Origin of the sequence: Pseudomonas sp. R1-18 (assembly GCF_051132095.1) — a bacterium.
Taxonomy (GTDB): Bacteria; Pseudomonadota; Gammaproteobacteria; order Pseudomonadales; family Pseudomonadaceae; genus Aquipseudomonas.
In genome coordinates this window covers 825,192-846,182 of sequence record NZ_CP071658.1, presented here as the reverse complement: position 1 = coordinate 846,182, position 20,991 = coordinate 825,192, and the positions used below count along the sequence as shown (strand labels likewise).

Genomic DNA, 20,991 nt, shown 5'->3' with positions numbered 1-20,991 from the left:
GAAGGCGTACGCCCAAAGACGGGCCTTTTGTGAAAAGCGGTTTAATAGGCCGCTCCTCCGAAGCATGCGCTCGATGCTCCGAGCTTCGATTGGCTGTTATTCATGCGGTATGGAACCGGCCTGGACAGATGGAAGAAATGGGCGCCCTGTTCCGGCGTCAGCCTGACGCATACAGGTAGCACACGCGCTACCTGCATACAAAGGCCCCATGCACAGCACCCCGGCGAGTTACTCGCTGGAGAGCAGATCCATGGTGTGCTTATCCATCATTTCCAACGCACGGCCGCCGCCGCGCGCTACACAGGTCAGCGGGTCTTCGGCGACGATGACCGGCAAGCCGGTTTCCTGGGCCAGCAGCTTGTCCAGATCGCGCAGCAGCGCGCCGCCACCAGTCAGCACCAGGCCACGCTCGGCGATGTCCGAGGCCAGCTCCGGAGGCGACTGCTCCAGAGCGCTCTTGACTGCCTGAACGATGGTCGCCAGCGACTCCTGAAGCGCTTCGAGCACTTCGTTGGAGTTGAGGGTGAAGGCACGCGGTACGCCTTCGGCCAGGTTACGGCCACGAACGTCGACTTCACGAACTTCGCCGCCCGGGTACGCCGTACCGATTTCCTGCTTGATTCGCTCGGCGGTGGATTCGCCGATCAGGCTGCCGTAGTTGCGGCGCACGTAGGTGATGATCGCCTCGTCGAAACGGTCGCCACCAACGCGAACGGATTCGGCATACACCACACCGTTGAGAGAGATCAGCGCGATTTCAGTGGTACCGCCGCCGATATCGACGACCATCGAACCACGAGCTTCTTCAACCGGCAGGCCGGCACCGATGGCGGCTGCCATCGGTTCTTCGATCAGGAATACTTCACGCGCGCCCGCGCCCAGGGCCGACTCGCGAATGGCGCGGCGCTCAACCTGGGTGGATTTGCACGGAACGCAGATCAGCACACGCGGGCTTGGCTGCAGGAAGCTGTTTTCGTGAACCTTGTTGATGAAATACTGCAGCATCTTCTCGCACACGCTGAAGTCGGCGATGACGCCGTCCTTCATGGGGCGAATGGCCGCGATGTTGCCTGGAGTACGACCCAGCATGCGCTTGGCTTCGGTACCAACAGCCACGACGCTCTTCTGGTTGCCGTGGGTACGAATGGCCACAACAGAAGGTTCATTCAGAACGATACCGCGCTCACGCACGTAAATAAGGGTGTTGGCAGTGCCCAGGTCGATGGATAGATCACTGGAAAACATGCCACGCAGTTTCTTGAACATGGGAAAGGGACCCTAGGGAACGCGTGGGTAAAAAAGTGCGGCAAACTCTAACAACGACAGGGATTTTGGGCAAGGAGCCAATATGTTAAATTGGCGGTTTTCTGAACACGACCCAAGGCGTTGGCGGCTTGAGCCCGCACGAACGCGATGGTGTACCGCAATCCGCCAACGGCCGCGCGCCGCTGGCATTCCACTGGAGATACCCGATGTCGCTTGAACGCTCCGACGTGGAAAAGATCGCTCATCTGGCCCGACTGGGCCTCAATGACGCCGATATCCCACGCACCACCGAAGCCCTTAACAGCATTCTGGGGCTGGTCGATCAGATGCAGGCGGTCGATACCACCGGCATCGAGCCGTTGGCGCACCCGCTGGAAGCCTCTCAGCGCCTGCGTGACGACGCCGTTACCGAGCATAATCGTCGCGACACTTACCAAGCCATCGCACCAGCGGTCCAAGACGGCCTTTATCTGGTTCCGAAAGTCATCGAGTAAGGGAAAGAGCCTGCATGCATCAAATGACTCTGGCCGAGATCGCTCGCGGACTCGCCGAAAAGAAGTTTTCCTCTGAAGAACTGACCCGTGTCCTGCTGTCGCGCATCGCGAAGCTCGACCCGCAGCTCAACAGTTTCATCACCCTGACCGAAGACCTGGCCATCACCCAGGCGCAGGCGGCCGACGCCCGGCGCGCGGCCGGCGAGAATGGCGCTCTGCTGGGCGCCCCGCTGGCGCACAAGGACCTGTTCTGCACCCAGGGCATCCGCACCAGCTGCGCGTCGCTGATGCTCGACAGCTTCAAGGCGCCTTACGACGCCACTGTCGTCTCCCGGCTCGCTGCCGCGGGCACCGTGACCCTCGGCAAGACCAACATGGACGAATTCGCCATGGGCTCGGCCAACGAGTCCAGCCACTACGGCGCGGTGAAAAACCCGTGGAATCTTGAGCACGTACCCGGCGGTTCGTCCGGTGGCTCGGCTGCCGCCGTGGCCGCGCGTCTGCTGCCAGCCGCAACCGGCACCGACACCGGCGGTTCGATTCGCCAGCCGGCCGCGCTGACCAACCTGACCGGCCTTAAGCCGACTTACGGTCGCGTATCGCGCTGGGGCATGATCGCCTACGCGTCAAGCCTGGATCAGGCAGGCCCGATGGCCCGCACCGCCGAAGACTGTGCACTGCTGCTGCAAGGCATGGCCGGTTTCGACCCGCAGGACTCGACCAGCATCGACGAGCCAGTCCCGGACTACTCGGCCAGCCTGAATGCCTCGATCAAGGGTCTGCGTATCGGCCTGCCGAAAGAGTATTTCAGCGCAGGCCTGGACCCGCGCATCGCGCAACTGGTGCAGGAAAGCGTCAAGGAGCTGGAAAAGCTCGGCGCCATCGTCAAGGAAATCAGCCTGCCGAACCTGCAACACGGTATCCCGGCCTATTACGTCATCGCGCCGGCGGAAGCTTCTTCCAACCTGTCGCGTTTCGACGGCGTTCGCTTCGGCTACCGCTGTGAAGATCCCAAGGACCTGACCGACCTGTACAAGCGCTCGCGCGCGGAAGGCTTCGGGCCTGAAGTGCAGCGCCGCATCATGGTCGGTGCCTATGCGCTGTCGGCCGGTTATTACGACGCCTATTACCTGCAAGCCCAGAAAATCCGCCGTCTGATCAAGAACGACTTCATGGCCGCATTTGCCGAAGTCGACGTGATCCTCGGCCCGACCACGCCCAACCCGGCGTGGAAAATCGGCGCCAAGTCCAACGATCCGATTGCCGAATACCTGGAAGACTTCTACACCATCACCGCTAACCTCGCCGGCCTGCCAGGCCTGTCGATGCCAGCGGGCTTTGTCGATGGTCTGCCGGTCGGCGTGCAGTTGCTGGCTCCATATTTCCAGGAAAGCCGTCTGTTGAACGTCGCTCATCAGTACCAACAGGTCACTGACTGGCATACCCGTACACCTGAAGGCTTCTGAGGAGCACTTGATATGCAATGGGAAGTCGTCATCGGGCTGGAGATTCATACCCAGCTCTCGACTCAGTCGAAGATTTTTTCCGGCAGCGCGACCACGTTCGGCTCCGAACCCAACACGCAGGCCAGCCTCGTCGACCTGGGCATGCCTGGCGTACTGCCGGTATTGAACAAAGAAGCCGTGCGCATGGCGTGCAAGTTCGGTCTGGCGGTAAACGCCGAGATTGGCAAGCACAACGTTTTTGCTCGCAAGAACTACTTTTATCCGGATCTGCCGAAGGGTTACCAGATCAGCCAGATGGAATTGCCGATCGTCGGCAAGGGCTACCTGGACATCACGCTTGAAGACGGCACTGTCAAACGCATCGGCATCACCCGCGCTCACCTTGAGGAAGACGCGGGCAAAAGCCTGCACGAAGACTTCAGCGGCATGACGGGGATCGACCTCAACCGCGCCGGTACGCCGCTGCTGGAAATCGTTTCCGAGCCTGACATGCGCAGCGCCAAGGAAGCCGTGGCTTACGTCAAGGCTATCCACGCGCTGGTGCGTTACCTGGGCATCTGCGATGGCAACATGGCCGAAGGCTCGCTGCGTTGCGACTGCAACGTGTCGATCCGCCCAAAAGGCCAGGAAGAGTTCGGCACGCGTTGCGAGATCAAGAACGTCAACTCGTTCCGCTTCATCGAAAAAGCGATCAACAGCGAGATCCAGCGCCAGATCGATCTGATCGAAGACGGCGGCAAGGTGGTCCAGCAAACCCGTCTGTACGACCCGACCAAAGACGAAACCCGCGCCATGCGCAGCAAAGAGGAAGCCAACGACTACCGTTACTTCCCCGATCCGGACCTGCTGCCGGTGATCATCGAGGACTCCTTCCTCGAAGAAACCCGCGCGACGCTGCCGGAATTGCCGCCGCAGAAGCGCGAGCGTTTCCAGAGCCAGTTCGGCCTGTCGGCCTACGACGCCAGCGTGCTGGCTTCCAGCCGCGAGCAGGCCGATTACTTTGAACAGGTAGCCAGCATCGGCGGCGACGCCAAGCTGGCAGCCAACTGGGTCATGGTTGAACTGGGCAGCCTGCTGAACAAGCAGGGTCTGGAAATCGAACAGTCGCCGGTCAGCGCCGAGCAACTGGGCGGCATGCTCAAGCGCATCTCCGACAACACCATCTCCGGCAAGATCGCCAAGATGGTCTTCGAGGCGATGGCCAATGGCGAAGGCAGTGCCGACGAGATCATCGAAAAGCGCGGCCTGAAACAGGTTACGGACAGCGGTGCCATCGAGGCTATGCTCGACGAAATGCTGGCGGCCAACGCCGAGCAGGTCGAACAGTACCGCGCCGCCGACGAAGCCAAACGCGGCAAGATGTTCGGCTTCTTCGTCGGCCAGGCGATGAAAGCCTCCAAAGGCAAGGCCAACCCGCAGCAGGTCAACGAACTGCTCAAGGCCAAGCTGGAAGGCTGATAGCCCGACGCTCGCAGACGTGGGAGCGGACTTGTCCGCGAAGAAGTCAGTACAGCCGCAGCCAATGCAGCGCCTGGAAGTCAGTCTTCGCGGACAAGTCCGCTCCTGCCGGCCCAATTCAGGAACCGCATCAATGCGCCGACTTCTCCCCGCCTTTAGCCTGCTGACGCTGCTGGCTGGCTGTGCCAGTCATGAAATCGATCCGCACGGCTACGACGAAACCGGTGGTGCCTCGTATTACGGTGCCCGCCATCACGGTAAACGTACCGCCAGCGGTGAAGCCTTCAATCAGAACGCCATGACCGCCGCTCATCGACAGTTGCCATTCGGCACGCGGGTCAAGGTGACCAACCTCAACAATGACAAGGCGGTGATCCTGCGCATCAACGATCGAGGCCCGCACACCCGAGGGCGCTTGATCGACATATCCCGGGCCGCCGCCGAACAACTCGGCATGCTGCGCAGCGGCGTCGCTAAAGTCCGCGTCCAGAGCCTGGACTGAGGACCCCGCATATCATCCAGCTATCGGCCCTTCCCGCCCCCGCGCTCATCCAGTTGCTCAGCGGCTTGCTGTTCCTGCTGATCGGAGCCGAACTGGCAGTGCGCGCAGCGGTTCACCTGGCAGCCGTCCTGCGCGTGCGTCCGCTGATCATCGGCCTCACCGTGGTGGCGATGGGAAGCAGCGCGCCGCAGATGGCGGTCGGTCTACAGGCGGCATTCTCCGGCAACACTGATATCGCGGTAGGCGGTGTGATCGGCGGCAGCATTTTCAATGTGCTGGTTACTCTTGGCCTTTGCGCGCTGATCATTCCGCTACGGGTAGCCCGTCAGGTAATGCGCATCGACATCCCGCTGATGATCGGCGCCTGCCTGCTCGTCACCGCGCTGTCGTGGAGCGGCGAACTGAACAGGCTCGACGGCGCGCTGTTGCTGGCCGGCCTGGGAATGTGCCTGTTCATCGTGTTGCGTCAGGCCGGCCAGGGCGCGCCACGCCATGGTCATACGGTAAGCGCCGGGACACCTCGTGCCGGCTCGCGTCTGGCGATGCTCGTCAGCGGCCTCCTGATGCTCGGCGTCGGTGGTCATCTGCTGGTCGACGCCTCGGTCGTGATCGCCCTGAATCTGGGCCTGTCCGAGCGGATTATCGGTCTGACTGTGATCGCCATCGGCACGTCGCTGCCAGGCCTCACGACTTCGCTGATCGCCGCACTGCGTGGAGAACGGGACATTGCAGTAGGCAACGTGATCGGCAGCAACCTCTTGAACCTGCTCGGGGTGCTGGGTGCAACGGCACTGGTCGCTCCGGCTGCGCTGTCGGTTTCGCCCAATGCGCTGGCGTTCGACCTGCCGGTGCTGCTCGGCGTCGCAGTGCTGTGTCTGCCGGTGTTGTATTCCGGCTACCGGATCGACCGTATCGAAGGCCTGCTGTTGTTGTCGCTGTACCTGACTTACGGTTTGCACATCGTCTCGATCAGCACTGGCATGTTGCTTGCCGAGCGCCTGGAAGGCGCGATGCTCAAGTTCGTCCTGCCAGTGCTGGGCGTGATCGTCGCTATCGGCATCCTCCGTGCGTGGCGGCGTCAGCATTGAAACGCGGCCGGGCTGGCGGGCCTAGATCCAGCCGCCCCACTGCAGAATGAAAATCCCGATGTTGGTGGTCACCGCCGCAGCCAGCGTCGTGATCACGATGATCGCTGCGGCCAGCTCGTAGTTGCCGTTGGCGGTGCGCGCCATGATGTAACTGGCGGCGGCGGTCGGGCTGCCAAAGTACAGGAAGAGAATCCCCAACTCCGCGCCACGAAACCCGACCAGCCAGGCGATCAATGTGCAAAACAGCGGCAGCCAGACCATTTTCACCAGGCTGGCGCTGACCGCCAGTTTGCCGCTCTTGCGCAACGACGCCAGCGACAAGGTGCCGCCGATGCAGATAAGCGCCAGCGGCAGCGTCATCTGGGCCAGGTAACTGCCGGACTTTTCCAGCCAGTTCGGCAGGCCGATGCCGAAATACGCAAACGGCGCCGCGACGATCACGCTGATGATCAGCGGATTGGCCAGCACGCTTTTGAACACGCTCCAGGGATCGGACTTGATCACCGGGCTGTACACGGCCAGCACGATGGTCGACAGGGTGTTGTAGAACACGATGACCAGTGCCGCGAGAATCGCTCCCAACGAAATGCCGTAATCGCCATACATGCTGGCCGCCAGCGCGAGGCCGACGACGCCATTGTTGCCTCGGAACGCACCTTGCACGTAGATGCCGCGCTCGACGTGCGGGCAGCGCCAGATGGCCCACGCCCAGGTGCAGGCAAAGCTGAGCAGCGTAGCCACGCTGAAAAAGATCAGCAGTTTGGGCTGTAACGCATCGCGCAGGTTGGCGTGGATAATCCCCAAGAACAGCAAGGCGGGCATGGTGACGTTGAACACCAGACCGGAAGCGGAAACGATAAAACCGTCGTTGATCGCGCCTATTCGCTTGAGAAATACGCCGAGAAACAGCATGGCGAACACTGGCGCTGTGATGTTCAGGGTTTCGAGAAAAATACCCAGCATGCCTTGCAACCCTGCACTGTTCGTTAGGTGGCTTATGATAGGCCACCCGGACGTACAGGTGTTGCAAGGAATTCCAGCCGGCTTGTCCGCCGATGCGCTAGACCGACGGCTGCAGCTTGCGCTCGAATACCGAAACGCCATCCAGATCGCGCAGGTTTACCGTCAGCTCGGAGGTCTGCCCGTCGATGTTCACTTCGCCGAAAAACTGGAAGCCCGCAAAAGGCGAGGTGTTCTGCGCCGGTGGCGCCTTCTGAAAGACCAATTCCGGACCGAACGTCCTGTCCAAGGGGTTGGGCCCGAAACTCCCGGCATTCAACGGGCCCGCAACGAACTCCCAGAACGGCTCGAAATCCTGGAACACCGCGCGATCCGGGTGGTAGTGATGCGCCGCGCAGTAATGCACATCGGCGGTCAGCCAGACGCAGTCGCGGATCTTCTCCGCGCGCAGGTAGCCCAGCAACTCCGCGATTTCCAGTTCACGGCCCATTGCGGGTCCGTCATTACCGTTGGCGATGGCCTCCCATCGCGCGACGCCCGGACTGACTTCGCCATCCGGCACGCCAAGGCCGACCGGCATGTCTGCCGCAATGACTTTCCATTGCGCGTTCGATGCCTTGAGCTCTCGCTTCAGCCAATCCAGTTGTTCGCGCCCGAGGAAGGCGGTGCCTGGCCCCGGCTTGTCAGCCAGATTGGCGTCGTTGCCGCCTCGATAGCTGCGCATGTCGAGCACGAACACATCGAGCATCGGTCCATACGGAATCTTGCGATAGATCCGCCCGCCGTTATCGGCCTGCTGCAGGCGCATCGGCGCGTATTCCAGATAAGCCTGGCGCGCCCGAGTGGCCAGCAGCTGGATATCCTTGACCTTGTAACGATCATCGAGCTGTTTGCTCGAAGACCAGTTGTTGGTCACTTCATGGTCGTCCCATTGCCAGATCTGCGGCACCTCGGCGTTGAAGCGACGCAGGTTTTCGTCCATCAGGTTGTAGCGGTAGTTGCCGCGATACTCATCCAGGGTTTCAGCCACCTTGCTCTTGGCTTCCGTGGTCAGATTGCGCCAGATGCGCCCGTCTTCGGTGGTCAGCTGCGCAGGCACCGGGCCGTCGGCGTAGATGGTGTCGCCACTGTGAATGAAGAAGTCCGGCAGGCGCAGACGCATCGCTTCGTAGATGCGCATGCCGCCGATATCCGGGTTAATGCCGAAACCCTGGCCGACGGTGTCGCCACTCCACACGAAACGGATGTTGCGCTTGTGCTGCGGCATGCTGCGCAGGTGACCGAACCAGGGCTCACTGGTGACGCCCGATTGAGCGTCCTCGAACAACACACGATAGAAAATGGCCTGATCGGCTGGCAGCCCGTTGAGTTCGACGCGCGCGGTGAAATCCGTGCGCTGGTCGGCCAGCGCCGATACCAGCCGGCGCGGGTTATTGAACGTGCTACGGGTATCCCACTCGACCACCATCCGCGAAGGACGGTCGCTGCGGCTCCAGACCATCGCCCGATCACCCGACAGATCTCCGGATTGCACGCCATCAGTGATTCGAGGGCGGTCCTTGACCGACGCAATGACCGCGGGCGCCAGCCCCGGCAATAGAAAACCCGCACCGACAGCCTGAATGACACGACGCCGCTTGAGATCGAAGTGACCCATGGTTCACCCCTTCGCAGACAGGAAAAGGGCAACCTAACAGCCGAATGTTGGGACTGTATGACAGGCCGGTGCGCCCCGTCCTGCGAGAGCGACCGCAGTCGCGCTGCCTGCGTACCTCGTGGGAGGGAGCTTGCTCGCGACTACGGAACGCCAGTCACCGGCGAGGCGGCTGATCCCCCGCAGTCGCGAGCAAGCTCCCTCCCACAGAAGCTGCGGCGCAGTTTAATCTGTGGGAGCCAGCTTGCTGGCGAAGAGGCCGATCCATTTACCCTGGCTATATCACCGAAGATCAAGCGCCGGCGGGTGCCACTTCCAGCTCCACCGCCTCCGGACGCTTGAGCACGGCATACACGACGCCTGTCACCACGCTACCCGCGACAATCGCCAGCAGGTACAGCAACGCGTGGTTGATCGCGTTGGGAATGAGCATCACGAACAGGCCGCCATGCGGCGCCATCAGTTTGCAGCCGAAGTACATCGACAGCGCCCCGGTGAGTGCGCCGCCCACCACACTGGCCGGAATCACCCGCAGCGGATCCTTGGCTGCGAATGGAATCGCGCCTTCGGAGATGAAGCACAGGCCCAGCACGAATGCCGCCTTGCCCGCTTCACGCTCGCTCTGGGCAAACTTGCGCCGTGCCAGCAGGGTCGCGATGCCCATGCCGATCGGCGGCACCATACCGGCTGCCATCGCCGTAGCCATCGGCGCGTAACTTTGCGAGGCCAGCAGCCCGACCGAGAACGCGTAAGACGCCTTGTTGATCGGCCCTCCGAGGTCCACGCACATCATTGCGCCCAACAGCACACCCAGCAGAAGCGCGTTGGTGGTGCCCATGCTGTCGAGGAAGTGCGTCAGCCCTTCGAGCATGCCCGCCACCGGCTTGCCAACCACGTAGATCATCACCAGACCGGTGAACAGGCTGGCGAACAGCGGGATGATCAGGATCGGCTTGAGCGCTTCGACGCTGGCCGGCAGGCGTGCATAACGGTTGATTGCCGCCGCGCTGTAGCCAGCCAGGAAGCCGGCGATGATACCGCCGATGAAACCCGCGCCCAGCGTGCTGGCCAACAGACCGCCGATCATGCCCGGCGCAAGGCCTGGCCGGTCAGCGATGGAATAGGCGATGTAGCCCGCCAGCAACGGCACCATCAGTTTGAACGCCGCTTCTCCGCCGATCTGCATCAGCGCGGCGGCCAGCGTGCCCTCTTCCTTGAACGCGTTGATGCCGAACACGAACGACAAGGCGATCAGCAAACCACCGGCGACCACCATCGGCAGCATGAACGACACGCCGGTCAACAGGTGCTTGTAGACACCGCTCTTCTCTTGCTTGGCCGGCGCACTCCCAGCACTGGCGGCGGACTCGATCTTGCCTTCGGCCAAGGCTTTGTTCAGGGTGGCTTCGGACTGTTTGAGGGCGATGCCAGTGCCGCAACGATAGATCTTCTTGCCAGCGAAACGCTCGGTGGCCACTTCGATATCGGCGGCCAGCAGCACCACGTCGGCGTCGGCAATGGCTTGGGCGCTCAGCGGATTGCGTGCACCGACCGAACCCTGGGTCTCGACCTGAAGCTCGTAATTCAGGCGCTTGGCCGCCTGCGCAATGGCTTCAGCCGCCATGAAGGTGTGCGCCACACCGGTCGGGCACGCCGTGACCGCCACGATACGCGGCGGGCGGTCCGAGCCGCCGGTGGCGCTTGCAGAGGGTTCGGGCGCAGCGACATAAACCTGCGCCTCTTGCGCGGCGCGGCGCAGAAAGCCGTCTACATCCTGCAGCGCCTGCGCCGGCGCGCTCTGAAACAGGCGCTTGCCGACAAAGCGATTCAGATTCAAAGGACCGGTGTTGACCACCAGAACCAGATCGGCGGCCTCGATATCCAGCACCGACAGCTGATGGTCCGGCTTGTGCGGGTCGACCACTTCAACGCTGGTTTCCCAGCCCAGGCGCTGCGCCGCCGCATCGAGCAATCGTGCACTGAGTACGCTGCTGACCTTGCCGTTCGGGCAGGCCGTTACTATGGCTAACTTCATGACGATCCTCTCTTATTCTTCTGCCAGGCTGCGCACAGTGACGCCGCTTTCAAGCCGTTTGAGTTGCGCGGCGTCGGTGATCCCGAAGCCGATCTGCGTCACCGCCATGGCGGCGATTGCCGTGGCGGTCCGCAGGGTCTGATGAAGCTCGTGGCCGCTGAGCAGGCCGTGAATCATTCCGGCCAGCAGCGAATCACCGGCGCCTACGGTACTGGCGACCGTCACCTGCGGCGGCAGCCCGTGCAGCGCGATTCCGGAACTGAACCAGTGCACGCCTTCCGAGCCCTGGGAGATCACCACATGTTCGATGCCTTCAGCCCTCAACCGCGCGGCGGCCTGGGCCTGGGCATCAATGGAAATGATCGGTGCGTCGAGGGCATCGGCCAGCTCTTCGGTATTGGGCTTGATCAGCCAGGGCCCGGCTGCCAGACCAGCGCGCAGCGCCAGTCCGCTGCTGTCCAGCGCCACCTTGACGCCGAGCCCCTTGAGCATCACCAGTAGCGAGCGCAGCCACTCGGGCGTGACCCCGCGCGGCAGACTGCCAGCAACGACTACGGCCTCGAAATCCGGGGCGATCTGTTCAATTCGGGAAAACAAGGCTTGTTGCGCCTCTTCACTGACCACCGGGCCTGGGCCGTTCAAGTCAGTAATCCGGCCGCCGCTTTCGGCCAGTTTGATATTGCTGCGGGTTTCACCGGGGACACGCACGAATTCATCGACGAAGCCGCGCCGCTCGAACAGGCTCTCGAAGGGCTGCTGATTGTCGACGCCCAGAAAGCCGGACACAGTCAGGGAATGCCCGAGATCGGCCAGCACCTGCGCGACGTTGATGCCCTTGCCTGCTGCGTGACTGAGCAATGCCTGGCTGCGATTGACCTGGCCCAACTCCAGCTGATTCAGCTGTACGGTCAGATCCAGCGCGGGGTTCATGGTCAGGGTAAGAATCTTCGCCATCAGAGGGCCTCCACCAGCGCGCGTACTTCGGCGGCGCTGCCCGCCGTCAGCGCGTTCTGCGCCAGTTGCCGAGCGGTACTCAGCGTCAGTTCACGAACACCGGCCTTGACCTCGCCGATGCTGCGCGCCGACACGCTCAGCTCGTCCACGCCCAGACCGACCAGCACCGGCACCGCCAGTGGATCAGCGGCCAGCTCGCCGCAGACGCCTACCCATTTGCCATGGGCATGCGCAGCGCGGACAGTGATATCGATCAGTTGCAACACTGCAGGGTGCAGGCCGTCGGCCTGAGCCGAGAGCGTCGGGTGACCACGGTCGATGGCCATCGTGTATTGCGTCAGGTCGTTGGTGCCGACGCTGAAGAAATCGACTTCGCGGGCCAGCACCGGAGCCAGCAGAGCAGCCGAAGGCACTTCGATCATGATGCCCAGTTGCAGGTCACTGACCGGAATTTCCAGACGCAACCGCTCGGTCATTTCCCGAGCCTGGCGCCATTCTTCCAGCGTGCCGACCATCGGGAACATGATGCGCAGCGGGCCGCTGTCGGCGGCGCGCAGCAGTGCACGCAACTGGCTTTCCATGACGTCGGGACGCTGCAAGGTCAAGCGAATCCCGCGCACGCCAAGGAATGGGTTCTCTTCCTTGTCGATGGGCCAGTACGGCAGTGGCTTGTCACCGCCGACGTCCAGGGTGCGCACCACCAGAGGCCGACCGCCGAGATCCTGAAGAACACGACGATATTCAGCTTCCTGCGTGGCTTCATCCGGCGCCTGCGAATGCGCCATGAACAGCAGTTCGGTGCGCAGCAGGCCGACGCCTTCCGCGCCCTGCTCCACCGCCAACGGCGTGACGGTGCTGTCGCCGATATTGGCGAAGACTTCAACCGCGTGCCCGTCGAGGGTCACCGCTGGTTCCATGCGTGAGGCTGCTGCGGCCTTGAGACGCTCTTCGCGAAGATCGCGATCCCGTATGGCACGCTGCAGCGTCGACTCGTCCGGAGCAACGGTCAAGCGACCGCGCTGGCTGTCGAGCAACAACACAGTGCCAGGCTTGATCTGCAGAACCTGATCGCCTGCGCCTACCAGCGCCGGAATGCCAAGCGCCCGCGCCACGATAGCGCTGTGGGCGGTCGCGCCGCCGCGAGCAGTCAGAATACCGGCCACCCGCGCCGGATCGAGACGCGCCACGTCGGAAGGTCCGACTTCATCCATCACCAGGATGTAGGGTTCTTCCGGCGCGGCGATGGTTTCCACTCCGCAGATCTGCGCCAATACCCGGCGGCCGACATCGCGCAAGTCCGCCGCGCGCTCTGCCAGCAGTGCATCGTGAAGCTGCTCCTGCTGCGAAGCGGCGGCGTCGATCACTCCCGCCCAGGCCGCTGCGGCGCTTTCGCCTTTGTTCAGGCGCAGTTCGACTTCGTTGCCGAGTTCAGGGTCTTCGAGCATTTCCTGGTGGGTAATGAAAATCTCGCGGATGGCCTTGGCCTTGCTGCGCTGAATGAGATTTTCGATGTCCTGGCGCACTTCCGTGATTGCCTTGCCCAGTCGCTCACGTTCCGCGGCAGCCGACTCGCCGAGCGCCGGATAATCGAAGGCTTCCAGCACCTGGACATGAGCCGGACCAATCGCGATCCCCGGCGAGGCAGGCACCGCCTGCAACACGCTGCCCGGCGCGGGCGCGGCGACGGTCTTCGCGGCACTTGTCACAGCCGAAGCAGCCGGCACGGTCGGCGTCGCACTGGCGACCGGCAAAGGCTCGACTTCCTCGCCCAGGCCCTGCTCGACCGCAGCCAGCAAGGCCGGCAACGCGTCAGCGGCAATCGTCGGTTCAGCGATGAATTCCAGCGTCTGACCACGGCGCGCGCCAAGGCTCAGCAGCTTGCTCAGGCTCTTGGCCGACACGGCGTTCTCGCCTGTTTCCAGTACGCGTACGCGGATCTCGCCCTCGAATTCCTTGGCCAGCTGGGCAAGAATTTTCGCCGGACGTGCATGCAGGCCATGGGCATTGGCAAGGCCGATCTGTTGCGTCGGCCACTCGGCCGGCAGCTCGCCGCCCAGCGCCTGAAGAATGACCCGGCTGTTGGTGGCGTGGCCCAGTTCGTGGCCTCGGCCTTCGATGAGCAGCAGGCACAGGCGCTCCAGCAGACTCTGATGAGCTTCGCCCAGACTGGCCAGGCAGAACAGACCGGTCAGCGGTTGTCCCAGATAGCGCATCGGTTTGTCCGGCGTGACAAAGGCAAGGCCTGGCCGCTTGACCATTTGCTCACTGTGCAGCCACCACAGACCGTCGCCCAGCGACAATGCTTCGACCTGCTGCAGCACGGCGGCAAATCCGTTGTCCACGCACTCGGCTTTGCGCAACAGGCGGGCACCGCGCCAGACCAGCTCCTCGAAATCGTCGGCCGAGACGCCCAGGCTGATCATCTGTGCATCGAGCGCCAGCTCTTGCGGCGCGCCTTGCAGCAGTTTGAGCAAGTCTTCCGGAGTGCGGGCCTCGCGCAGCGCCTGGCCAAGATCCGCCTCACCGAGCGCGCGGGTCAGCAGTTGCAACAGCCGCAGGTGTTCGTCGGATTTGGCGGCGATGCCGATGGCCAGATAGACAATCTGGCCGTCTCCCCAGTCCACCCCTTCGGGGAACTGCATCAGACGTACGCCGGTGGTAAACACCAGGCCGCGGGTTTCGGGTGTGCCATGAGGAATCGCAATGCCTTGGCCGAGAAAGGTCGAACCTTGCTGTTCACGGTCCGTCAGGCCCTTGAGGTATCCCGGCGCGACCAGTCCGTCGGCGACCAGATGGTCGGCAAGCAGCTGGAGTGCGGCAGCCTTGTCCACCGCCGACTGGGCCATGGATATCTGCTCCAGATTGAGTTCGAGCATTGCTTGACTCCTGTGCGGCGCCGAGGCGCCGCCTGATTCTTGTTTTGATGACGATCACTGGATGATCGACAGCTTAGGTGATGATTGCGATGCCCATGGGACCTCGCGCTCATGACGATTACAGCAAAGGAAATCAGGCTGCTGAATCGTTTAATCTACAATGGCTGGCACGTTACTCGATTCTGTTCATCGGTTGAAGCCCAGTCGGTCTGATCGCTGTAGGAGACTTCTCAAAATAGGCCGAGTACTTGGGAATATCTCGCGGTCTGGTGTAAACAGACGCCTTGATAGGCGACACTGTCCGCCACTCGAAGGTTTTGGAATAACAAAAAGGAATAATCGGGGTGAAACTCAGCGACATCGCACGTCTGGCGGGTGTTTCCGTCACCACCGCCAGCTATGTGATCAACGGCAAGGCTGAACAGCAGCGCATCAGCCCGGCAACCGTGGAGCGCGTTCGGGCAGTTGTGGACATGCACGACTTCCGACCCAACCCTCAGGCAGCAGGTTTGCGCAGCCGGCACAGCAAGACGCTGGGCTTTATCCTTCCGGATCTGGAAAACCCCAGCTACGCGCGGATTGCCAAGCTGCTGGAGCAAGGCGCCCGCGCTCACGGCTATCAACTGCTGATCGCCAGTTCCGACGACGACCCGATCAGCGAACTTCAGTTGCTGCAGCTGTTTCGCGCCCGGCGCTGCGATGCCCTTTTCGTGGCCAGTTGCTTGCCGGCCAGCGACGACAGCTACCGGGAGCTGCAGAAGAAAGGCATGCCGATCATTGCCATCGACCGCGAGATGAACGCCGACATCTTCTGCTCGGTGGTCAGCGACGACCACGACGCCAGCCTGCAACTGACCCGTAGCCTTCTGCAGACCCATCCAGAACACATCGCGTTGATTGGCGCACGCCCCGAACTGAGCATCAGCCGCGCACGCGCTGAAGGTTTCAGACATGCGCTTGGCGGTTTCACCGGCACCACCATCGTCGAACACGGCGACGCATTCAGCCGGCAGTGTGGCCAACGCCTGATGAACGACATGCTGCGACGTCTTGGCCGCCTGCCCGACGCGCTGATCACGACTTCCTATGTGTTGTTGCAAGGCGTATTCGACGTTCTGCAAAGCGAGCATCTGAATCCGGCGCAGCTGCATCTGGGGACATTCGGCGACACTCAGTTGCTGGACTTCCTGCCGCTGCCGGTCAATGCAATGGCCCAGCAGCATCAGATGATCGCCGACAAGGCATTACAACTGGCGCTGGCCGCCATCGAGAAAGATCAGTACCAGCCCGGCGTTCACGCAATCGTTCGTACCTTCAAGCAACGTATTCACGAGGTATGACGTGAGGCTGATCGATACCCACACCCACCTGGACTTCCCCGACTTCGACGCCGACCGCGCGCAGGTTCTGGAAAACTGTCGTGCGCTGGGCGTCGAGCGGCTGGTAGTACTAGGCGTTTACCAACGCAATTGGCAACGCATCTGGGATCAGACCCTGGCCAATCCGATGCTGCAGGCTGCGTTCGGCCTGCATCCGGTTTACATCGACGAGCATCGCGAAGAGCATCTGACCGAGCTGGGCGAATGGTTGAGCCGTCTGCGTGGGCACCCGCAACTGTGCGCCATCGGCGAGATCGGTCTGGATTATTACCTGGAGGATCTGGACCGGGAACGACAGCGCCAGGTGTTCGAAGCGCAGTTGAGACTGGCGGCGGAATTCGACCTGCCGCCGCTGCTGCATGTGCGGCGCAGCCATGCCGACGTGATCGCTATTCTCAAGCGACACAAACTCAAGCGCAGCGGAGTTGTCCATGCTTTTGCAGGCAGTAGGGAAGAAGCTCGGGAATACATCAGGCTAGGCTTCAGGTTGGGGCTGGGTGGCGCCGGGACCTGGCCGCAAGCGTTGCGCATGCATCGTGTGCTTGCCGAACTGCCGCTTGAAAGCGTGGTGCTGGAGACGGACGCGCCGGACATGGCACCGGCGATGTTTCCCAACCAGCGCAACAGCCCTGAACACCTGCCGGCTATCTGTCAGGCGTTGGCCGGGCTGATGGGTGTTGAAGCGGAGCAGCTGGCCGAAGCCAGCACCCTTAATGCCTTCGAAGTATTCGGCTGGGCCTGAGTCCGGGCTTCAGATCAACAGCGTCCACAAGGCGAAACCCGCATACCAGACAATAGCAGCGCGGACCAGCAGCTCCCAGAGCAGATCCAGGCTTGTGACCCCTTCCGCGCCCATGACCGGCGCCGGCACTTCGCTGGCGACGCAGCCAATGCGAGTGATCAGTTGGGCCGCGCTGATGTTCCAGTTCAAGAGCTCGTGCAGCATCACCCGGCTGACCGCCACGAAATTTCCCACCAGCGCGAAGCTGGCCGCCAGCAGCCTGACCGGGACCCAGTCGAATGCATGACGCAGCTGGGCCGCGCGCTCTACGACCGCGGCGGTGCTGCCATGCTCCGCCGCCAGCGCCAGCAGCCGATAAGCCAGCGCTGCGACCGGGCCGAGCAGGAAGTACCAGAAAATCACGGCGAAGAAACTCTGGTAAGCCTGCCAGAGCATGAAGCCCTGCACACCACGCAAAAGCTGTTCACTGTTGTCGGCTTCAACACCCATGTCCCGTTCGGCTACATGTACCGCAGCCTGCGCGTCTCCACGGCGGCAGGCGTCGCGAAATGGCCCGAGCGCGGCAGTCAGATCGCCACGCCCCAGGCTGAAAATCAGCACCAGCAAATGAACCGGCAGCGCCAGCCAGCCGTAAGCCACAGAGCCGATCACCGTCAGCGCCAGTTGCAAAAGCACCAGCGGAAGCAGGATCAGCAGCGCCATGATCAGCCAGGGACGTGCAGCGGTTTTCGGCCGGGATTCCAGCTTGTGCAACTCAGCCAGCCAAGGACCGTCACGTTGTACGCGCTGACGAAGAGCAGAAAACTTCTCTACCCAGACTGCCAGCAGCAACACCAGAAAACTCATCGCTCGTCCCTCACTTCATTCCTGCACGGCGGCCAGAAAGCGCGCCCAGTCAAAAAACGGCCCCGGATCCGTCTTGCGTCCGGGCGCGATATCACTATGACCGCAGATGCGCTCCGGCTTTATAGCCACGAATGCCGCGCGCAGCTGAAGAGTCAGCTCGATCAGCGCGGCGTATTGGGCGTCGGTAAACGGCTCTTCATCAGTGCCTTCAAGCTCGATCCCAATGGAAAAATCATTGCAGCCTTCACGCCCCAGGAAACTGGAAACGCCGGCATGCCAGGCGCGGTCCAGACAAGAGACGAACTGAGTGACCTCGCCATCACGTTCAATCAGAAAATGCGCTGAAACACGCAGTTCGGCGATACCTTCGAAGTAGGGATGTTCAGAGGTATCGAGCTGATTCTGGAAGAAGGCTTGTACCTTGCCGGTCTTGAATTGCGCCGGCGGCAGGCTGATGTTGTGAATCACCAGCAGTGAAATCTCGCCTTCTGGCCGCGCATTGAAATTCGGCGAAGGGCAATGCCGCACGCCATCGCACCAACCGCTCGCGGTGTCCAGCTGCATGAAGGATCCTTGGATGCACAAAACAGATGACCGCAAGTATGCCCGCGATGGGCAGCGATGCGCGAGAGGATGATACAGCCGACTCTGTAGGATGCGACCGGGCGGCGATCCGCTTGTCCGCACCCCGGGGGCGCGGCACGCAGGTTACCGCTGCCCGCCTTTGAGCTTGCGCAGGTTACCGATCACCGAAGCGAGCGCCCGGTCGAAAAGCAGAGCATCGTCGAGGATCCGGATGGCACCGCGGCGAAAATCCGCAGCCAGGCCAAGACGAGTCTTCTCCAACACTTTCATGCCAGTGCGGTTGACGAACACATAGCGTCCGCTGGGCTCAACGATGGCCGTCAGCTTGCAGCGCAGCTTGTGTTCCTCGTCTTCGAGGATTTCTACCCAGCAGCCAACGCGCAGCTTGGCGACCATTTGCAGGCCGGCGTCGTCTTCGGACAGCTGCACCGTTGGCTCGTCAGGAAGCTGTTCGTCCAGGCTGACCAGTACGATCTCTTCCACGACAGCCATCATCGCCGGGCCGCCCCCTGATTCGTCTTCCGTTACGGAAACGGCGCTTTGAGCCTCTTGCCCCGTCGCATCCTGCGTGCGGGAGAAATGCTGGAAAGCCTGAACATGCAGCGATTCGAGCTGACTGAAAAACTCACTGGTCGCGAACGGGTCGAACGCAGCGCTGGTCAGGCCCTCACGCAGGGCTTTGAGCAGGCCAGGCACAAGTTCCAGCAGACGCTGGCGCGCTTCTGGCTCTTCGTGCAGCTCGACGCTCCAGATCAGGTCGTCCATCGCCGCCAGGCCGGCCTGCCACTCGGGCGAGTCATCACCATGCTTGAGGCAGGTCAGCAACAGAACCTTGCTCCAGGCCTCCTGCAACAGGCGCACAACCGCTTCGGGCAAAGTCTTGCCCAGCAGCCGCTGGTTCAGTTCCTGCTGTACACGCCGGCGGGCCAGTTCCGCACGGGCACGGCCCTCTTCGGCGTCGCGGGTGCGCTGCTCAAGCAGCTCGCTGCGTCGCCGTTCGTCACTGGTGAAGGCCAGGAACTCGGCCAGCAGGTCGGAAAATATCGCCGGGTCGTCAACAAAATCATTCAGCAGGCGCTGGACGATCTGCTCGACACGTACATAGAGTGAATCGCGCTGGTAATCGTCGCGCCCGCCCCAACCCAGAGCGGCGGTTGCGATTTCATTGAGCAGCCGCCGCGCAGGATGGCTGCCACGGCTGAAGAAGCTCTTGTCGAGCACGGCGACCTTGAGCATCGGGATTTGCAGACGGCCGATCAGGGCGCGCAGGGAATGCGGCAGATTGCGGTCGTCCAGGATGAACTCGAAAAGCATTGCGATCAGATTGATGACGTCTTCGTCGCCCGTACCGAAACTGCGCGACTTACCGCTCTTGACACTGACCCGCGTGAGCAACTGCTCCAGCTGGTTGCGCAGGTCGAAGTCGTCTCCGGTTTCCTGCGACGGCACGTACTGTTGCAGATGCGAAAGCAGACGCAGCAGATCCTTGCTGGAGATCGGCCGAACTTCGGCATTGGGCTCATGACGCGGCGCAAGATTGCCACGAACTTGCAAGAGCAGTTCCTGCAAGGCGGAGAAAACTTCCTGAACGCCCTTGTCGAGCTTGTCGGCTGCCTCGGCCAGCGCCGGCTCGGAAATCTCGACGCTGCGCGCTCTGGGCGCGGCGCGATCCGAAGACCGACGCGCCGGCAGCGCCTTCATCTCGGGCAGGATTCCGGTGGCGATCAGTAATTGGTTGGCTTCGCCGTACAGGTGATCGGTATTGGCCAGCACGTACTTCTCGAACAGCTTGAGAATGATCAGCTTGACCTTGATCCCGACGCCCAGGCTGCGACCGGCCTGCAAAAAGAAACCGCACAGCATGGCCGGGCCCATCGGATTGGCTTCATCAGTGATGGGCTGAGGGACCAGTTCGTTGAGGCGGGCCGTCAACTGACCCAGAGCCACGCTATCGCGGCTCATTACTTTGGATACCATCGCATCGACAGCGACAGTCTTCTCAAGCTCATCGTTGTGCACCAGCTCCAGCTTCTCGAACGGTACAGCCGTCGGAAGCACCGGTTCGTTGATCTTGTACTGGCCAAGAGCGAGGAAAGATTCATAGAACTTGTCGAGGAAGGCACGCTCGATACTTTTGCGCTTGAGACGCAGGTCGCGCATGGCCTCGAAAAAATTGTTCTGTTCGGAGTTGTTGTGGGCGCGGTCAGCCATCTCGAACAAAGTGTCGTCCGCGTTATCGAACAACGCCTGCAGGGCATCCTTGAGCTGCTGGGCGGCCTTGTCGCGCACCTGCAACAGAACGACCGGCAGCCGAGCCAAAGGCGGGCTAGCTCCCTGTGCCGGAAGCGCCTTGCTGAAAGGCACCACTCTATCGTCGCTGTGCATCAAACCCCCTGACAGGAACTTCATTTATCCCATCACTCGCGCGGCTCTAACCTTCGCTTGTGAAGCATGCCTTGGCTATATGCCTCGTCAAACCTATGACGTCAAATACAAGTCGGATTATGTTTCAAACCTGTAGCTGACGCCAGCAGAGACTGCGCTCTACGGTCAATACGCAAAATAGTTCTGGTAACGTGCGGAATAGACAGCAAGAAAGCCATTCCATCGCATGCCGCCCGACAAAACCGACCAACAGCACGTTTCACCGGCAATACAGTCCCGGTTGCACAGGTGGGTAACAGGG

General features: G+C 61.8%; 16 protein-coding genes. 7 read left to right on the top strand and 9 right to left on the bottom strand.

From position 1 onward, the window contains the following. Positions 1-228: 228 nt before the first annotated feature. The gene (gene mreB / locus J3P77_RS03920) at positions 229-1,266 is read right to left on the bottom strand and encodes a rod shape-determining protein MreB (RefSeq protein ID WP_002555108.1); all 1,038 of its coding nucleotides are present in this window, start codon (positions 1,264-1,266) and stop codon (positions 229-231) included. A gap of 206 nt (positions 1,267-1,472) precedes the next feature. Between mreB and gatC the strand changes: the two genes are divergently transcribed. From gatC to J3P77_RS03895, 5 genes are all read left to right on the top strand, one after another. Next, entirely contained in the window at positions 1,473-1,760 is a 288-nt protein-coding gene (gene gatC, locus J3P77_RS03915; RefSeq protein WP_434681871.1) for an Asp-tRNA(Asn)/Glu-tRNA(Gln) amidotransferase subunit GatC, read from the top strand. A gap of 14 nt (positions 1,761-1,774) precedes the next feature. Next, on the top strand, positions 1,775-3,226 hold the full coding sequence (gatA, locus tag J3P77_RS03910; protein WP_434679749.1) for an Asp-tRNA(Asn)/Glu-tRNA(Gln) amidotransferase subunit GatA: 1,452 nt from the start codon (positions 1,775-1,777) through the stop codon (positions 3,224-3,226). 12 nt (positions 3,227-3,238) lie between these two features. Next, positions 3,239-4,684 (top strand): Asp-tRNA(Asn)/Glu-tRNA(Gln) amidotransferase subunit GatB, encoded by a 1,446-nt coding sequence (gene gatB / locus J3P77_RS03905; RefSeq protein ID WP_434679747.1) that lies wholly within the window; start codon positions 3,239-3,241, stop codon positions 4,682-4,684. A gap of 133 nt (positions 4,685-4,817) precedes the next feature. After that, positions 4,818-5,186 carry a septal ring lytic transglycosylase RlpA family protein gene (locus tag J3P77_RS03900; protein WP_434679744.1) on the top strand — a complete coding sequence of 123 codons (369 nt, stop codon included), beginning with the start codon at positions 4,818-4,820 and terminating at the stop codon, positions 5,184-5,186. Positions 5,187-5,239: 53 nt separating this feature from the next. Next, on the top strand, positions 5,240-6,274 hold the full coding sequence (locus J3P77_RS03895) for a calcium/sodium antiporter (protein WP_434679742.1): 1,035 nt from the start codon (positions 5,240-5,242) through the stop codon (positions 6,272-6,274). A gap of 21 nt (positions 6,275-6,295) precedes the next feature. Here J3P77_RS03895 and J3P77_RS03890 read toward each other — a convergent pair whose 3' ends face one another. The 5 genes from J3P77_RS03890 to ptsP form a co-directional block, all read right to left on the bottom strand. Beyond that, positions 6,296-7,237, bottom strand: coding sequence for an AEC family transporter (locus tag J3P77_RS03890; protein WP_434679740.1), 942 nt, complete (start codon positions 7,235-7,237; stop codon positions 6,296-6,298). 97 nt (positions 7,238-7,334) lie between these two features. After that, a complete protein-coding gene (locus tag J3P77_RS03885; RefSeq protein WP_434679738.1) occupies positions 7,335-8,891 on the bottom strand; it encodes an alkaline phosphatase D family protein in 1,557 nt (518 codons plus the stop codon). A gap of 289 nt (positions 8,892-9,180) precedes the next feature. After that, a complete protein-coding gene (locus J3P77_RS03880) occupies positions 9,181-10,923 on the bottom strand; it encodes a PTS fructose-like transporter subunit IIB (protein ID WP_434679735.1) in 1,743 nt (580 codons plus the stop codon). Positions 10,924-10,935: 12 nt separating this feature from the next. Then, positions 10,936-11,877: a 1-phosphofructokinase gene (gene pfkB, locus J3P77_RS03875; RefSeq protein ID WP_434679732.1), complete on the bottom strand. Its 942-nt coding sequence runs from the start codon at positions 11,875-11,877 to the stop codon at positions 10,936-10,938. After that, complete coding sequence (gene ptsP, locus J3P77_RS03870; RefSeq protein ID WP_434679730.1) at positions 11,877-14,753, bottom strand: phosphoenolpyruvate--protein phosphotransferase; 2,877 nt, start codon at positions 14,751-14,753, stop codon at positions 11,877-11,879. Before ptsP ends, pfkB begins: the two co-directional genes overlap by 1 nt. A 344-nt stretch (positions 14,754-15,097) precedes the next feature. Between ptsP and cra the strand changes: the two genes are divergently transcribed. Beyond that, positions 15,098-16,093, top strand: a complete 996-nt coding sequence (gene cra, locus J3P77_RS03865) for a catabolite repressor/activator (RefSeq protein ID WP_434679728.1) — start codon at positions 15,098-15,100, stop codon at positions 16,091-16,093. Position 16,094: 1 nt separating this feature from the next. Further along, on the top strand, positions 16,095-16,874 hold the full coding sequence (locus tag J3P77_RS03860) for a TatD family hydrolase (RefSeq protein ID WP_434679726.1): 780 nt from the start codon (positions 16,095-16,097) through the stop codon (positions 16,872-16,874). Positions 16,875-16,883: 9 nt separating this feature from the next. Here the strand turns inward: J3P77_RS03860 and ampE are convergent, their stop codons facing one another. From ampE to J3P77_RS03845, 3 genes are all read right to left on the bottom strand, one after another. After that, a complete protein-coding gene (gene ampE / locus J3P77_RS03855) occupies positions 16,884-17,720 on the bottom strand; it encodes a regulatory signaling modulator protein AmpE (protein WP_434679724.1) in 837 nt (278 codons plus the stop codon). A 15-nt stretch (positions 17,721-17,735) separates the two neighbouring features. Continuing rightward, positions 17,736-18,284 carry a 1,6-anhydro-N-acetylmuramyl-L-alanine amidase AmpD gene (gene ampD / locus J3P77_RS03850; RefSeq protein ID WP_434679722.1) on the bottom strand — a complete coding sequence of 183 codons (549 nt, stop codon included), beginning with the start codon at positions 18,282-18,284 and terminating at the stop codon, positions 17,736-17,738. A gap of 144 nt (positions 18,285-18,428) precedes the next feature. Further along, positions 18,429-20,690, bottom strand: coding sequence for a DUF1631 domain-containing protein (locus tag J3P77_RS03845; protein ID WP_434679720.1), 2,262 nt, complete (start codon positions 20,688-20,690; stop codon positions 18,429-18,431). Positions 20,691-20,991: the final 301 nt, after the last annotated feature.

Excerpts from the sequence above, each read along its gene's own strand:
- J3P77_RS03880 (WP_434679735.1), bottom strand. The coding sequence starts at position 10,923 with ATGAAGTTAGCCATAGTAACGGCCTGCCCGAACGGCAAGGTCAGCAGC.
- gatA (WP_434679749.1), top strand. The coding sequence starts at position 1,775 with ATGCATCAAATGACTCTGGCCGAGATCGCTCGCGGACTCGCCGAAAAG.
- J3P77_RS03845 (WP_434679720.1), bottom strand. The coding sequence starts at position 20,690 with ATGCACAGCGACGATAGAGTGGTGCCTTTCAGCAAGGCGCTTCCGGCA.
- J3P77_RS03900 (WP_434679744.1), top strand. The coding sequence starts at position 4,818 with ATGCGCCGACTTCTCCCCGCCTTTAGCCTGCTGACGCTGCTGGCTGGC.
- J3P77_RS03890 (WP_434679740.1), bottom strand. The coding sequence starts at position 7,237 with ATGCTGGGTATTTTTCTCGAAACCCTGAACATCACAGCGCCAGTGTTC.
- ptsP (WP_434679730.1), bottom strand. The coding sequence starts at position 14,753 with ATGCTCGAACTCAATCTGGAGCAGATATCCATGGCCCAGTCGGCGGTG.
- mreB (WP_002555108.1), bottom strand. The coding sequence starts at position 1,266 with ATGTTCAAGAAACTGCGTGGCATGTTTTCCAGTGATCTATCCATCGAC.
- gatC (WP_434681871.1), top strand. The coding sequence starts at position 1,473 with ATGTCGCTTGAACGCTCCGACGTGGAAAAGATCGCTCATCTGGCCCGA.
- pfkB (WP_434679732.1), bottom strand. The coding sequence starts at position 11,877 with ATGGCGAAGATTCTTACCCTGACCATGAACCCCGCGCTGGATCTGACC.
- ampE (WP_434679724.1), bottom strand. The coding sequence starts at position 17,720 with ATGAGTTTTCTGGTGTTGCTGCTGGCAGTCTGGGTAGAGAAGTTTTCT.
- ampD (WP_434679722.1), bottom strand. The coding sequence starts at position 18,284 with ATGCAGCTGGACACCGCGAGCGGTTGGTGCGATGGCGTGCGGCATTGC.
- J3P77_RS03885 (WP_434679738.1), bottom strand. The coding sequence starts at position 8,891 with ATGGGTCACTTCGATCTCAAGCGGCGTCGTGTCATTCAGGCTGTCGGT.
- gatB (WP_434679747.1), top strand. The coding sequence starts at position 3,239 with ATGCAATGGGAAGTCGTCATCGGGCTGGAGATTCATACCCAGCTCTCG.